This window comes from Ancylobacter sp. FA202, from assembly GCF_000380205.1.
Classification (GTDB): domain Bacteria; phylum Pseudomonadota; class Alphaproteobacteria; order Rhizobiales; family Xanthobacteraceae; genus Ancylobacter.
Genome location: NZ_KB904818.1, coordinates 1882178 through 1896243, shown reverse-complemented (window position 1 = coordinate 1896243; position 14066 = coordinate 1882178). Strand labels below are relative to the sequence as shown.

Here is a 14066-nt window from a genome sequence, read left to right as displayed (position 1 = left end):
TGTCGCTACCACCCAGCGGAGCGTCCCATGGACATCAACATCATCGCCATTCAGCCGATCGTCGCGCTGATCGCCGGCATTCTCATCCTCATCATGCCGCGCCTGCTCGCCTATATCGTCGCCATCTATTTGATCTTCATCGGCATTTCCGGGCTGCTCGGCACCGGTGGGCTGGAGAATATCGGCCAGCGGCTCGGCATCTAACCCCAACTTCACGCGCGCCGCCGGGCTGACCGCCGCCGTCCGGCGTCGCCCGAGCGGACGGGACCGGGCGCCTGTGCCAGCCGCCCGGTCGATTGTTTGTCACGGTTGAGAGAGACGCGCGCTAGGCGCGCGGGCCGCGCGGCAGAACGAATCGGTCGATGGCGTGGGCGACGCCGTCCTCCTCATTGGTGAGGGTGACGAAATGCGCCTGCTCCTTCACCTCCGGCGCGCCATTGCCCATGGCGATGGCGAGGCCGCCCGTGCTGAACATGGGCAGGTCGTTCGACATGTCGCCGATAACAGCCACCTCGTCGAGCGCCACCCCATAGTGCCGGGCGAAGGCGCGCACCGCATAGCCCTTGTCGGTGCCGGGCGGCGTCATGTCGAGATATTTGGCCTGCGAGCGCCGCGCCGTGGCGCCCGCGCCCGCCAGCGCCTGCAGCTCAGGCTCGCTCGCCGCCAGCATGTCGAAATCGGTCGAGGAGAACACGATCTTGCCGGCGCGGGTGATGTGGTCGCCGAAATCCTCCACCACCGTCGGTGGGAACGCCACGGTGCGGGTCTCCCCGGCGACATAGGTGCTGTCGGGGTCGGTGACGAACCACTCATTGTCGGCGAACACCCAGATCGAGGCGCCGCGCGGCTTCATCAAGGCGATGCCGGCGCGGGCCGCGTCGGCCGCTACGAAGTGCTCTTCCACCACCGAGAAGTCGCGGCGCAGGATGGAGCCGCCATTGAAGCCGCCGAACAGATCGACATTCAGCGCCTCGACCATCAGCTTCATGCCGCGCGGCGGGCGGGCCGAGACGGCGGCGAAGGCGATGCCGGCGGCGTGGAGGCGGCGCACCGCCTCCACCGTGGCCGGCGCCACCTCCTTGGCCTTGTTCACCAGCGTGCCGTCGACATCCGACACCATGAGGCGGATGCGCGAGGAGGGGGCGCTAGCCGCGCCCCCGCGCTCGTCAATTGCCTCAGCGAGGTTCGATACGCTCATCGCGGGCGATCCCTTTCGAGCGGAAGCCACTGGAAGCCGTCCTGCGCCAGCATCACGTCCGACATGGCCGGACCGCTGGAACCGGCGGAATAGAACTGCACCTCGTTCTCGCCGCCGCTGACCGCCTCCAGGATCGGCTCCACCGCCTCCCAGCCGGCCTCGATCGTGTCGGCGCGCTGGAACAGAGTGGGGTCGCCGCACAGGCAGTCATAGATCAGCGTCTCATAGCCAGTGCTGGGCGCCGCCTTGAAGTAGTCGGCATATTTGAAGCTCATCTCGACATCCGAGAGCTTGACCTTGCGGCCGGGCACCTTGGCGGCGAAGCGCAGCGACACGCCCTCGTCCGGCTGGACATGGATGACCATCAGGTTCGGCTTCAGCGCCGTGGGCAAATGGCGGAACAGCACGCCCGGCGCCCGCTTGAACTGGATGGCGATCTCGGTGCGCCGCACCGCCAGCGCCTTGCCGGTGCGGACATAGAACGGCACGCCGTTCCAGCGCCAGGAATCGACGAAGCACTTCAGCGCCACATAGGTCTCGGTGCGGCTGTCGGGATGCACGTCCTTCTCGTCGCGATAGTCCTTCACCGCCTCGCCATTGACGAAGCCGGCGCGGTACTGGCCGCGCACCGCCGCGCCGATCGCCTCGCTCGGGCGCATATGGCGGATGGCTTCGATGACCTTGGTCTTTTCCGAGCGCACCGCGTCGGCATCGAAGGAGTTCGGCGGCTCCATCGCGGTCATGGCGAGCAGCTGGAACATGTGGTTCGGCACCATGTCGCGCAGCGCGCCTGTCGCGTCATAGAAGCCGCCGCGCTGCTCCACCGTCACCGTCTCGGCGGCGGTGATCTGGACATGGTCGATATATTCCTTGCTCCAGATCGGCTCGAAAATGCCGTTGCCGAAGCGCAGCGCCATCATGTTCTGAACCGTTTCCTTGCCGAGGAAATGGTCGATCCGGTAGATCTGGCGCTCGTCGGCCACCGCCAGAAGGCGCCGGTTGAGCGCCTTCGCCGACGGCATGTCGGAGCCGAAGGGCTTTTCCACCACGACATGGCGGAAGGCGCCCTCCGCCTCCTTCAGCAGCCCGGCGGCGCCGAGCTGCTCGGAGATGGTGGCGAAGAAGCGCGGCGCCACGGCGAGATAGAACACCGCATTGCCGGTCTGCGCCTTGCGCTGGTCCAGCCGCTCGCGGATGCGCCCATAGGTGGCGGGGTCCTCGAAATCGCCGGAGACGTAGAAGATCCGGCTGATCAGCCAGCGCCAGGTCTCGCCCTCGGGGTCGACCGAGCCCGGCAGCTCCCGCACCGCGTCGGTGAGGAAGGCGCGATAATCGTCCTCGCTCTGCGCGACATGGTCGACGCCGACAATGGCGAAGTCGTCGACCAGCACGCCCTCATGGGCGAGGTTGTAGAGCGAGGGCAGCAGCAGGCGCTTGGTGAGATCGCCCGAGGCACCGAAGATGAAAAAGGTCGAGGCCGGTGCCGGCGCCGTATCGGGCGCCAGCACCTTCTGGCCGAGAACGACGGACTCGCTTCCCATGGATCGCGTCCGCCGCTTACTTGGACTTGAATTCGGTGTGGCCACCGAACTGGAAGCGCATGGCCGACAGCAGCTTTTCGCCGAAGGTGTGGTCCTGGCGCGAGCGGAAGCGGGTGTAGAGCGCGGCGGAAAGCACTTCGGCGGACACCGCCTCCTCGATCGCCGCCATCACCGTCCAGCGGCCCTCGCCCGAATCGGCGACTTCGCCGGGGAAATCGCTCAGCTGTTCGTCCTTGGTCAGGGCGATGGCGGAGAGATCGAGCAGCCAGGAGGAGACCACGCTGCCGCGGCGCCAGACTTCGGAGACATCGGCGAGGTCGAGCGTGAAGCGCTCATTCTCGGGCAGGGCGGTCGAATCCTTGTGCCGGAGAATCTCGAAGCCTTCGGCATAGGCCTGCATCAGCCCGTATTCGATGCCGTTATGCACCATCTTGACGAAGTGGCCGGAGCCGGCCGGCCCGCAATGCATGTAGCCGCTTTCGACACGCGAATCGCGCCCTTCACGGCCCGGGGTGCGGGGAATGTCGCCAAGGCCGGGGGCGAGGGCGGCGAAGATCGGGTCGAGCCGGTCGACCGCTTCCTTGGTGCCGCCGATCATCATGCAGTAGCCGCGCTCCAGGCCCCACACGCCGCCTGAGGTGCCAACGTCGATATAGTGCAGGCCCTTGGGCTCCAGCTCGGCGGCGCGGCGGATGTCGTCCTTGTAGAAGGTGTTGCCGCCATCGATGATGACATCGCCCGGCGACAGAAGGCCGGCCAGCGTGGCGATGGTGCCCTCGGTCGGCGCGCCGGCCGGCAGCATCACCCAGATGGCGCGCGGCGCGTCGAGCTTGGCGACGAGATCGCCGAGGTCGGCGGCGGGCCGGTTGCCTTCGCCACCCAGCTCCGTCACGGCGGCCTCGTTGCGGTCCCACACCACGCAGTCATGTCCCGCCTTGGTGAGACGGCGCGCGATATTGCCACCCATGCGGCCAAGGCCAACGATTCCGAGCTGCATCTGCTTTTCTCCCCGATACGACGCCAGCGCCCGCGAACCCCGCGGCCCGGGCCGGCGCCCGTTGCATTCAAGCCGAATGTCTAGGCCAAGCCTATGCCGACCATGCGACAATTGGAACGGGTCGGGTGAGAAAGCGCCGCCATCGACCGGTAACGGCGCGATCACAACTCAGGAAGAGAACTCGGTTTCGTGCTTCAGCACGTCCTCGGCCTCGGGATTGAGCGGGCGCGCGGGACGCTCGGGAGCGATCAGCGGCTCGGGTTCCAGCGGCAGCGGCCCGCGATCCTCGCCCTCGGCGAGCTGCCGGCGCAGCCGTTCCAGGTCGCGCTGGCGCACATCGGCCACGGTGGCCTGCGCGGTGGCGGCGTCGATGCCATTGGCGCGCAGGGCGGCTTCACCAAAGGCGAGGGCCGATTCGAAGGTCTCGCGAATCTCGTAATCCACCCCGCGCCCGCGCAGCGCCACCGCATGGGTCCGGTCGAAGGCCCGCGCGTGCAGGCGCACATCGGGCATGTTCTGGCGGATGATCTCGACGATATGGTCGGTGGTCTGGCGCCGGTCGACACAGACGGCGACGACCCGTGCCCGCTCGGCGCCGGCGGCGCGCAGCACGTCGAGCCGGGTGCCGTCGCCGTAATAGATGCGGAAGCCGAAGCGGCCGGCGTTCTGGATCATCTCGACATCATTGTCGATGATCGTCACCTCCATCCCCTGCGCCAGCAGGCATTGCGAGACGATCTGGCCGAAGCGGCCGAAGCCGACGACCAGCACCGAGCCATGGGCGTCGCTGAAATCCTCGCTCGGCAGGGTGCTGGCGCGGCGATCCAGCCGCCGGGCCAGCTGCTCGCCCAGCAGCGCCACCGGCGGACCAAGCAGCATGGTCATGGCAGCGCAGGCGACCAGCATGTCGGACTGGCGCGAATCGATCAGCCCGAGCCCGAGGGCGAGCGGAAACAGCACGAAGGAGAATTCGCCCGCCGGGGTCAGCACCGAGGCGGAGCGCACCGCGTCAGCCCGCGTGCTGTCGGAAAAGCGGAACACCGCCCACACCGACACCGCCTTCACCAGCGTGACCAGCAAGGTGCCGATGATGAGCAGCGGCGCGTTGGCCAACACCACCGCCAGGTTCATAGACATGCCCACGCCCATGAAGAACAGCGCGATCAGCAGGCCGCGAAAGGCGTCGATATTGGCTTCCAGCTCGTGGCGGAAATTCGATTCGGAGAGCATGACACCGGCGAGGAACGCGCCCAGCGCCATCGACATGCCGGCCGCCGCCATCAGCGCCCCGGCCCCCAGCACCACCAGCAGCGCCGCCGCCGTCATCACCTCGCGGGCGCCGGAACGGGCGAGGATGCGGAACAGCGGGGTGAGCAGATAGCGCCCGGCGCCGACGATCAGCAGCATCGCCCCGACGATGATCGCCACATGCCTGGCTGAATCGAGGAAGCTGTGCTCCTCATGCGCGCCCTGCCCGAGAAAGGGCAGCAAGGCGAGCAGCGGCACGATCGCCATGTCCTGGAACAGCAGCACGCCGAAGGCCCGCTGGCCGTAAGGCTGGGCGAGGCCGCCCTTCTCCTCCAGCAGCTGCAGCGCGATCGAGGTGGCCGACAGCGCCAGCGCCATGCCGGCCACCAGCGCGCCGCGCCAGTCGAAGCCGTTGGCGGCATAATGGGTCAGCACCGCAATGGCAGCGCCGCTGAACAGAAGCTGCGCCGTGCCCAGCCCGAAGATCGCCCGCCGCAGCGCCAGCAGCCGCGAGACCTGCAGTTCCAGCCCGATGATGAACAGCAGCAGCACCACGCCGATCTCGGCGACGGTGATGATCCGCTCGGGATCGTCGAACGCCCCGAGGCCGGAAGGGCCTATGGCCACCCCGGCCAGCAGGTAGCCGACGATGGGCGACAGGCCGAGCCGGCGCGCCACCGGAACGGCGATGACGGCGGTGGCGAGAAACACCAGCGCCCCCAGCAGCAATCCGTGTCCGTCTTCATGCATGGACCCGCCATCCTCCGCCCGCTGCCCGGCACCACAGTAGAGGATCGGATGACGCGCGCCGATGGCGGAAGCGTGATGGTGCGGTGAAGAATTCGCGCGGCGGGCGGCAATTGCGTGAAAACGTGCGTTCCGGAAAAACGCTGGCGGCGCATGCCCTTACGGAAGTCGCGGCGCATGACGCCGACATGGAAAGGCCGGCAGCGCCCCGCGGCGTGCCGGCCCCCTGTTTGAATCGGCCGAATCAGTGGTGGTGCGCGGTCGGGCCGGGCACGTCGAGCGTCGGGCGCGGCGCGGGAATGGTGTCGCGGCTCACCTTGGGCAGCGAGCGCAGCGCTTCCAGCACGTCGGGCGCCAGCCCCTCGCCGCCGCCGGCGATATGGTCCTCGATCCGGGCGCGCATGCGCGGGTCCCAGAAATCCTTGATGTGCTTGGCGACGCCGGTGACGGTCTTTTCCCGGCCCTGCGGCTCGAAGAACTTGCCGATCTGGTTCGCCATGTAGACCAGACGTTCCATCGTGTTAGCCGACATGGGCGATACGCTCCTTCTCTGCCCCGTCCAGCACGATGCGATGGGGGTGGGTAAAGACTTCGAATCCGTCGTCGCGGGCGATGGCGACGAGGGTGATGCCCGCCTTCTCCGCCGTCCGCAGCGCCAGCGCCGTGGGGGCGGACACCGCCACCAGCACCGAGGCCCCGAGCATGGCGGTCTTCTGCACCATCTCGATCGACACCCGGCTGGTCAGCAGCACCATGCCGCCGCCCGCCTGATGCCCCTCGCGGACGAGATGGCCGACCAGCTTGTCGAGCGCGTTGTGGCGCCCGACATCCTCGCGCACCGCCACCAACCCGGTGGCGGGCTCCCAGAAGGCGGCCGCATGCACGGCGCGGGTCTGGTGGTTCAGCAGCTGCGCCGGCGGCAGCGAGGCCACGGCGCGGGAAATCTCAGTGGCGGAGAAGCGCGCCCCGTCCGCCACGGTGCGGGCGGGCTTCACCGCCAGCTCCAGGCTTTCCACCCCGCACAGGCCGCAGCCGGTGGGCCCGGCGATCTGCCGGCGGCGCGCCACCATCTGGCCGGCGCGCGCCTCGTCGAGCCACAGCCGCACCTCGACCCCGAGCACGCCGGCTTCGTCCTCGAATTCCAGCGTCTCGATCGACTGCACGTCGGCGAGGCTGTCGATCACGCCTTCGGTCAGGCTGAAGCCATAGCCGAAATCGTCGAGGTCCGCCGGCGTCGCCATCATCACGGCATAGGTGGAGCCGTTATGGACGATGGCGACCGGCGTTTCCTCGGGGATCGCCCGCTCGCCCACCGTCGCCCCCGAGGGGGTGACGGCCAGGCGCGAGACGCGGGCGACCGGCGCGATCATCGACGCAGGGCTCCGCTCACTCCGCCGCGACCGCGATGCGGCGGCTCTGGCGGGTGAACTCGTCATAGTCTTCCTGCCACTCGGACGGGCCGTTCGAGCGGGCGATCTGCACCGCCGTCACCTTGAACTCGGGGCAGTTGGTGGCCCAGTCCGAGAAGTCGGTGGTGACGACATTGGCCTGCGTCGTCGGGTGGTGGAAGGTGGTGTAGACCACGCCCGTCGCCACGCGGTCGGTGATCTGCGCGCGCAGGGTGGTGGAGCCGGCGCGGCTGTCGATCCGCACCCAGTCGCCGTCGCGCACGCCGCGCTGCTCGGCATCATGGGGGTGGATTTCCAGCACGTCCTCGGGATGCCAGGCCACATTCTCGGTGCGGCGGGTCTGCGCGCCGACATTGTAGTGGCTGAGGATGCGGCCGGTGGTGAGCAGCAGCGGGAAGCGCGGGCCGGAGCGCTCATCGGTGGCGACATATTCGGTGAGCACGAACTTGCCCTTGCCGCGCGCGAAGCCGCCAATGTGCATGATCGGCATGCCCTCGGGATTGGCGTCGTTGCAGGGCCACTGCACCGAGCCCATCTCGTCGAGCTTCTTGAACGACACGCCGGCGAAGCTCGGGGTGAGCGCGGCGATCTCATCCATGATCTGCGAGGGGTGGGTGTAGTTCCAGTCCATGCCGATGGCACGGGCCAGCATCTGGGTGACTTCCCAGTCGCCATAACCGTTCTTCGGCGCCATCACCTTGCGCACGAGCTGGATGCGGCGCTCGGCATTGGTGAAGGTGCCGTCCTTCTCGAGGAAGGTGCAACCCGGCAGGAAGACGTGGGCATAGGCGGCGGTCTCGTTCAGGAACAGGTCCTGCACGATCACCAGCTCCATCGCCGCGAGGCCGGAGGCGACATGATGCGTGTCCGGGTCGGACTGCAGGATGTCCTCGCCCTGGATGTAGATCGCCTTGAAGGTGCCGTCGACGGCGGCGTCCAGCATGTTGGGAATGCGCAGGCCGGGCTCGGGGTCGAGCGGGCGGCCCCACATCGCCTCGAAGGTGGCGCGGGTGGCGTCGTCGGAAATGTGGCGATAGCCCGGCAGCTCATGCGGGAACGAGCCCATGTCGCACGAGCCCTGCACGTTGTTCTGGCCGCGCAGCGGGTTCACGCCGACGCCGCGACGACCGATATTGCCGGTCGCCATGGCGAGGTTGGCGATCGCCATCACCGTGGTGGAACCCTGCGAGTGCTCGGTGACGCCGAGGCCGTAATAGATCGCGCCATTGCCGCCGGTGGCGTAGAGCCGGGCCGCGCCGCGGATCTGCTCGGCCGGCACGCCGGAGAGCTTCTCGACTTCCTCGGGCGAGTGGCGCGCATCGGCGACGAACTCGGCCCAGTCCTGGAATTCCTCCCAGTCGCAGAACTGGCGGACATATTCCTCGTTCACCAGACCTTCGGTAACGACGACATGGGCCAGCGCGGTGACGACGGCGACATTGGTGCCCGGCTGCAGCGGCAGATGGTAGTCCGCCGTGACGTGGGGCGAGCGCACGAGGTCGATGCGGCGCGGATCGATGACGATCAGCTTCGCGCCCTCGCGCAGCCGCTTCTTCATGCGCGAGCCGAACACCGGGTGGCCGTCGGTCGGGTTGGCGCCGATCACCAGGATGACGTCGGAATCCTCGACCGAATCGAAGTCTTGCGTGCCCGCCGAGGTGCCGAAGGCCTGGTTCAGGCCATAGCCGGTCGGCGAATGGCAGACGCGGGCGCAGGTGTCGACATTGTTGGTGCCGAAGCCGGCGCGGATGATCTTCTGGACGAGATAGGCCTCCTCATTGGTGCAGCGCGAGGAGGTGATGCCGCCGACCGACTTGCGGCCATAGGTGTCCTGGATGCGCTTCAGCTCGGAGGCGGTGTAGGCGATCGCCTCTTCCCACGACACTTCGCGCCACGGCTCGGTGACCTTGGAGCGGATCATCGGCTTGAGGATGCGGTCCTGGTGCATGGCATAGCCCCAGGCGAAGCGGCCCTTGACGCAGCTATGGCCGCGATTGGCCTTGCCGTCCTTCCACGGCACCATGCGGACCACTTCCTGGCCGCGCATTTCCGCCTTGAAGGTACAGCCGACGCCGCAATAGGCGCAGGTCGTCACCACCGAATGCTCGGGGGTGCCGATGTCGATCAGCCGCTTCTCGGAGAGGGTGGCGGTCGGGCAGGCCTGCACGCAGGCGCCGCAGGACACGCATTCCGAGGTGAGGAAGGCTTCCGACTGGCCGGGCGAGACGCGGCTGTCGAAGCCACGGCCGGAAATCGTCAGCGCGAAGGTGCCCTGCACTTCCTCGCAGGCGCGCACGCAGCGATTGCAGACGATGCACTTGGCCGGGTCATAGGTGAAGTACGGGTTCGACTCGTCCTTCGGCATCACCAGCTCGGAGGAGGGGGCGAAATGGTTGGCGCCCTCCATGCCGTAGCGCACTTCGCGCAGGCCGACCGCGCCGGCCATGTCCTGCAATTCGCAGTCGCCATTGGCGGCGCAGGTCAGGCAGTCCAGCGGGTGGTCGGAGATGTAGAGCTCCATCACCCCCTTGCGCAGCTGGGCGAGGCGCGGGGTCTGGGTGTGGACCTTCAGGCCCGGCGCCACCGGCGTGGTGCAGGAGGCCGGGGTGCCGTTGCGGCCCTCGATCTCGATCAGGCACAGGCGGCAGGAGCCGAAGGCTTCCAACGTGTCGGTGGCGCAGAGCTTGGGGATCTGCGTTCCCATCTCCATCGCCGCGCGCATGATGGAGGTGCCTTCCGGCACCGTCACTTCCATCCCGTCAATGGTGAGCGTCACCATCTTGTCGGTCTTGGGAGCGGGCGTTCCGTAGTCGATCTCATGGACGAGTGACATGGGGCGTCCTCCTATTCGGCGGCTTCGAGGACGACGCGCGGGGGCGCACCGAAATCCTCGGGGAAATGGTTCAGCGCACTCAGCACCGGATACGGGGTAAACCCGCCAAGGGCGCAAAGGGATCCGAGCTTCATCGTCTGGCAGAGGTCGGTAAGCGTCGCCAGGTTGGCGGTGACGCGCTCGCCGGCGATGATCTTGTCCATCAATTCGACGCCGCGCGTCGACCCGATGCGGCAGGGCGTGCACTTGCCGCAGCTTTCCACGGAGCAGAACTCCATGGCGAAGCGGGCCATCTTGGCGAGGTCGGAGCTCTCATCGAACACGACGATGCCGCCATGGCCGATCAGCGCGTCCTTGGCCGCGAACGATTCATAGTCGAAGGGCAGGTCGAACTGCCAGGTCGGCACATAGGCGCCGAGCGGGCCGCCGACCTGCGCGGCCTTGACCGGCTTGCCGGTGGCGGTGCCGCCGCCGATATCGTTCACCAGCTCGCCCAGCGTGATGCCGAAGGCGGTCTCGAACAGGCCGCCAAACTTCACATTGCCGGCGATCTGGATCGGCATCGTGCCGCGCGAGCGACCCATGCCGAAATCGGCGTAGAACTGCCCGCCATCGGCCAGGATATGCGGCACGGCGGTGAGCGAGAGCACGTTGTTGATGACGGTCGGCTTCTGGAACAGGCCCTTATGCGCCGGCAGCGGCGGCTTGGCGCGCACCGTGCCGCGCTTACCTTCCAGGCTGTCGAGCAGGGCGGTTTCCTCGCCGCACACATAGGCGCCGGCGCCCATGCGGACTTCCATGTCGAAGCTGTAGGGCGAGCCGGCGATGTTGGCGCCGAGCATGCCATTGGCCCGCGCCACCTCCACCGCCTTCTCCATCGCCCAGATGGCGTGCGGATATTCCGAGCGGGTGTAGACATAGCCCTTGGTGGCACCCACCGCGATGCCGGCGATGGTCATGCCCTCGATCAGCTCGAAGGGGTCGCCCTCCATGATCATGCGGTCGGCGAAGGTGCCGCTGTCGCCCTCGTCGGCGTTGCAGACGATGTATTTCTGGTCGCCTTTGGCGTCCGCCACCGTCTTCCACTTGATGGCGGTCGGGAAGCCGGCGCCGCCGCGCCCGCGCAGGCCGGAGGTCTTCACTTCCTCGATGATGCCCGCCGGGCCCAGCGTCAGCGCGCGCTCCAGCCCGCGATAGCCGCCATGGGCGCGGTAATCCTCGTAAGAAGCCGGGTCGATGATGCCGCAGCGGGCGAAGGTGAGGCGCGTCTGCTTGGCAAGGAAGGGGTGTTCCTCCGGCTTGCCGATGCGCAGCGCATGGTCGGCGCCGGTGAGGAAGCCGGCCGCGAACAGGCCCTCGACATCGCCGGCCTCGACCGGGCCATAGGCGATGCGGCCCTCATCGGTGACGACCTCGATCATCGGCTCCAGCCAGAGCATGCCGCGCGAACCGTTGCGCACGATCTCGACCGGCTCATTGCGGGCCAGCGACACGGCAGCGATGGCCTCGGCCACCTCGTCGGCGCCGCAGGCGATGGCGCAGGCGTCCTTGGGAACGTAGATGCGAATGGTCATGGAATCGGTGCTCACGACTGCGCCTCCGCGATCAGGGCGTCGAGCCGGCGCTCATTGAGCCGCGCCACGATCTTGCCGTCCAGCATGGCCGACGGCGCCGTGGCGCACAGGCCGAGGCAGTAGATCGGCTCGACGGTGACGCGCCCGTCCGCCGTGGTCTCGCCCAGCTTGCAGCCGAGCTTGTGCTCGGCATGCTCGGCCAGCGCGTCGCCGCCCGCCGCCTGGCAGGCCTCGGCGCGGCAGAGCTTCAGCACATGGCGGCCGGCCGGCTCGTGGCGGAAATCATGGTAGAAGGTGACGACGCCATGGACTTCGGCGCGCGAGACATTGAGCTTCTCGGCCAGCATCGGCACGACGGCGTCGGGAACGTGGCCGAACGTCTCCTGCACCGCGTGGAGCATCGGCATCAGCGGGCCTTCCAGATGAGCGAACTCATCGATGACCGCGCGGGCGCGCTCGTCGCTCCAGGGTTCGTAATGCGGCATTTCTCCCGTAGCCTTCTTTTAGAATTTTCCAAAGGTAAGGATGGTACGCACGGGAAGCGAAATCAATTCAGGTGTTCCGTGCCACGATAGAATTTTTCTATCATAAGGCTGCGCACCCCCTTCCCTAACGTTTTGTTCATCTTTCGCAGGGTTTGTTCCTGTATTGTTCTTGACGTCGGCGGCCGAGCCCGTATCGTGCCACCAGCGCGTTCGCCGGCTGGCGGTGCGCCAGGCTCCGTCAGGAGGGCGTCGATGGTCCAGCGCGTGGCAACGGTGGCGTTCGAGGGCGTCGAGACCCGCCCGGTCGACGTTCAAGTTCAGGTGAGCCCGGGCCTGCCGGCCTTCAATCTCGTCGGTCTGGCCGACAAGGCGGTCACCGAGGCGAAGGAACGGGTGCGCGCCGCCCTCACCGCCTCCGGCCTCGCCCTTCCCGCCCGGCGCATCACCGTCAACCTCGCCCCCGCCGACCTGCCGAAGGAAGGCAGCCATTACGACCTGCCGATCGCCCTCGGCCTGATGGCGGCGATCGGCGCCATCGGCCCCGACGCGCTGGACGGGTTCACCGTGGTGGGCGAACTGGCGCTGGACGGGCGCATCGCCGCCGTCTCCGGCGTCCTGCCGGCCGCCATCGGCGCCAATGCCCGCAATCATGGCCTGATCTGCCCGGAAGCCTGCGGGCCGGAGGCCGCCTGGGCCAGCCCTGACATGGCGGTGCTGGCGCCGCACTCGCTGATCCAGCTGGTCAATCACTTCGCCGGCCGCCAATTGCTCGCCCGCCCGGAGCCGCGCCTGGAGGCCGGCACGGCGCATCTGCCGGATCTGGCGGAGGTGAAGGGCCAGGAAACCGCGCGCCGGGCGCTGGAAATCGCCGCCGCCGGGCGCCACAATCTCCTGCTCAGCGGCCCGCCGGGGGCCGGCAAGTCCATGCTGGCGCAGCGGCTTCCCTCCATCCTGCCGCCGCTCACCCCATCCGAGCTGCTCGAAGTGTCGATGGTCGCCTCGGTCGCCGGCACGCTGCAGGGCGGCGCGCTCACCAGCCGGCGCCCCTTCCGTGCCCCGCACCATTCCGCCAGCATGGCGGCGATGGTGGGCGGCGGCATGCGGGCGCGCCCGGGCGAGGTGTCGCTGGCGCATAATGGCGTGCTGTTCCTCGATGAATTGCCGGAATTCGCCCCCGCCGTACTCGATTCGCTGCGCCAGCCGCTGGAGACCGGCGAGGCGGTGATCGCCCGCGCCAATCACCGCATCTCCTACCCCGCCCGCTTCCAGCTGATCGCGGCGATGAACCCCTGTCGCTGCGGCCGGGCCGGCGAGCCGGGGCAGACCTGCCGGCGCGGGCCGCGCTGCGCGGCGGAGTACCAGGCGCGCCTGTCCGGCCCGTTTCTCGACCGGATCGATCTGCATCTCGACGTGCCGGCGGTCGCGGCGGTCGATCTGGTGCGCCCCGGCCCGTCCGAGCCCAGCGCCGCCGTCGCGCGGCGGGTGGCGCAGGCGCGAATCGTGCAGCGCGAACGCTTCTGCGCGCTCGGCCGGCCGGACCTGTTCACCAATGCCGAAGCCAGCGGGCCGGTGCTGGAAGAGATCGCCACCCCGGACGCCGCCGGGTCGGCCCTGCTGGCGGACGCCGCCAAGCTCATGCGCCTCTCGGCACGCGGCTATCACCGGGTGCTGCGGGTGGCGCGCACCCTGGCCGATCTTGCCGGCGCCGAATCGGTCGGGCGGGCCCATCTCGCCGAAGCGCTCGCCTATCGCGCCGCCGCCGACCGCAACGCCGCGGCGGCCTGAGAGGGGAGATACGCCACGGGGCAGCGTGCCACGGCACACGCCTGGAGCACACCCAGCACGTCGGCGGCCGGGGCAGCGCGGCAGGCCGGCGGCCGCGCGAAAGGGAGTTGCGCCGCTAGGCGGAGCGCGCGGACCGTCGAAGCCTGTCAGGCGTGTGGGCCGATTAGGGAATTTTGAGACGCGGAGGGTCGGGACGTCGAGCGTCGGGACGTGGAAGGTCGGGGCCGGGAGACGCTGAGACCTCAGAAG

General features: G+C 68.3%; 11 protein-coding genes. 2 read left to right on the top strand and 9 right to left on the bottom strand.

The window, feature by feature from the left end; genetic code table 11:
- Window positions 1-27 precede the first annotated feature (27 nt).
- A complete protein-coding gene (locus tag A3M1_RS25835) occupies window positions 28-204 on the top strand; it encodes a DUF3096 domain-containing protein (protein WP_018388545.1) in 177 nt (58 codons plus the stop codon).
- Between the two features lie 121 nt (window positions 205-325).
- On the opposite strand, the gene A3M1_RS0108580 is transcribed toward A3M1_RS25835, so the two are convergent.
- The 9 genes from A3M1_RS0108580 to A3M1_RS0108540 form a co-directional block, all read right to left on the bottom strand.
- Window positions 326-1198, bottom strand: coding sequence for a Cof-type HAD-IIB family hydrolase (locus A3M1_RS0108580; protein WP_018388544.1), 873 nt, complete (start codon window positions 1196-1198; stop codon window positions 326-328).
- On the bottom strand, window positions 1195-2739 hold the full coding sequence (zwf, locus tag A3M1_RS0108575) for a glucose-6-phosphate dehydrogenase (protein WP_018388543.1): 1545 nt from the start codon (window positions 2737-2739) through the stop codon (window positions 1195-1197). The genes A3M1_RS0108580 and zwf overlap by 4 nt, the downstream gene beginning before the upstream one ends.
- A gap of 16 nt (window positions 2740-2755) precedes the next feature.
- Window positions 2756-3736 carry a phosphogluconate dehydrogenase (NAD(+)-dependent, decarboxylating) gene (gene gnd / locus A3M1_RS0108570; protein ID WP_018388542.1) on the bottom strand — a complete coding sequence of 327 codons (981 nt, stop codon included), beginning with the start codon at window positions 3734-3736 and terminating at the stop codon, window positions 2756-2758.
- 168 nt (window positions 3737-3904) lie between these two features.
- Entirely contained in the window at window positions 3905-5734 is a 1830-nt protein-coding gene (locus tag A3M1_RS0108565; protein ID WP_018964146.1) for a monovalent cation:proton antiporter-2 (CPA2) family protein, read from the bottom strand.
- Between the two features lie 241 nt (window positions 5735-5975).
- Window positions 5976-6263 carry a formate dehydrogenase subunit delta gene (locus A3M1_RS0108560; RefSeq protein ID WP_198291125.1) on the bottom strand — a complete coding sequence of 96 codons (288 nt, stop codon included), beginning with the start codon at window positions 6261-6263 and terminating at the stop codon, window positions 5976-5978.
- The gene (gene fdhD, locus A3M1_RS0108555) at window positions 6253-7101 is read right to left on the bottom strand and encodes a formate dehydrogenase accessory sulfurtransferase FdhD (RefSeq protein ID WP_018388539.1); all 849 of its coding nucleotides are present in this window, start codon (window positions 7099-7101) and stop codon (window positions 6253-6255) included. The genes A3M1_RS0108560 and fdhD overlap by 11 nt, the downstream gene beginning before the upstream one ends.
- 16 nt (window positions 7102-7117) lie before the next feature.
- Window positions 7118-9973, bottom strand: coding sequence for a formate dehydrogenase subunit alpha (fdhF, locus tag A3M1_RS0108550; protein ID WP_018388538.1), 2856 nt, complete (start codon window positions 9971-9973; stop codon window positions 7118-7120).
- Window positions 9974-9984: 11 nt separating this feature from the next.
- A complete protein-coding gene (locus tag A3M1_RS0108545; RefSeq protein WP_026221225.1) occupies window positions 9985-11547 on the bottom strand; it encodes an NADH-quinone oxidoreductase subunit NuoF in 1563 nt (520 codons plus the stop codon).
- Between the two features lie 11 nt (window positions 11548-11558).
- Window positions 11559-12032 (bottom strand): formate dehydrogenase subunit gamma, encoded by a 474-nt coding sequence (locus A3M1_RS0108540; RefSeq protein ID WP_018388536.1) that lies wholly within the window; start codon window positions 12030-12032, stop codon window positions 11559-11561.
- 252 nt (window positions 12033-12284) lie between these two features.
- Between A3M1_RS0108540 and A3M1_RS0108535 the strand changes: the two genes are divergently transcribed.
- Window positions 12285-13817: a YifB family Mg chelatase-like AAA ATPase gene (locus A3M1_RS0108535; RefSeq protein WP_018388535.1), complete on the top strand. Its 1533-nt coding sequence runs from the start codon at window positions 12285-12287 to the stop codon at window positions 13815-13817.
- The last annotated feature ends 249 nt before the right edge of the window (window positions 13818-14066 follow it).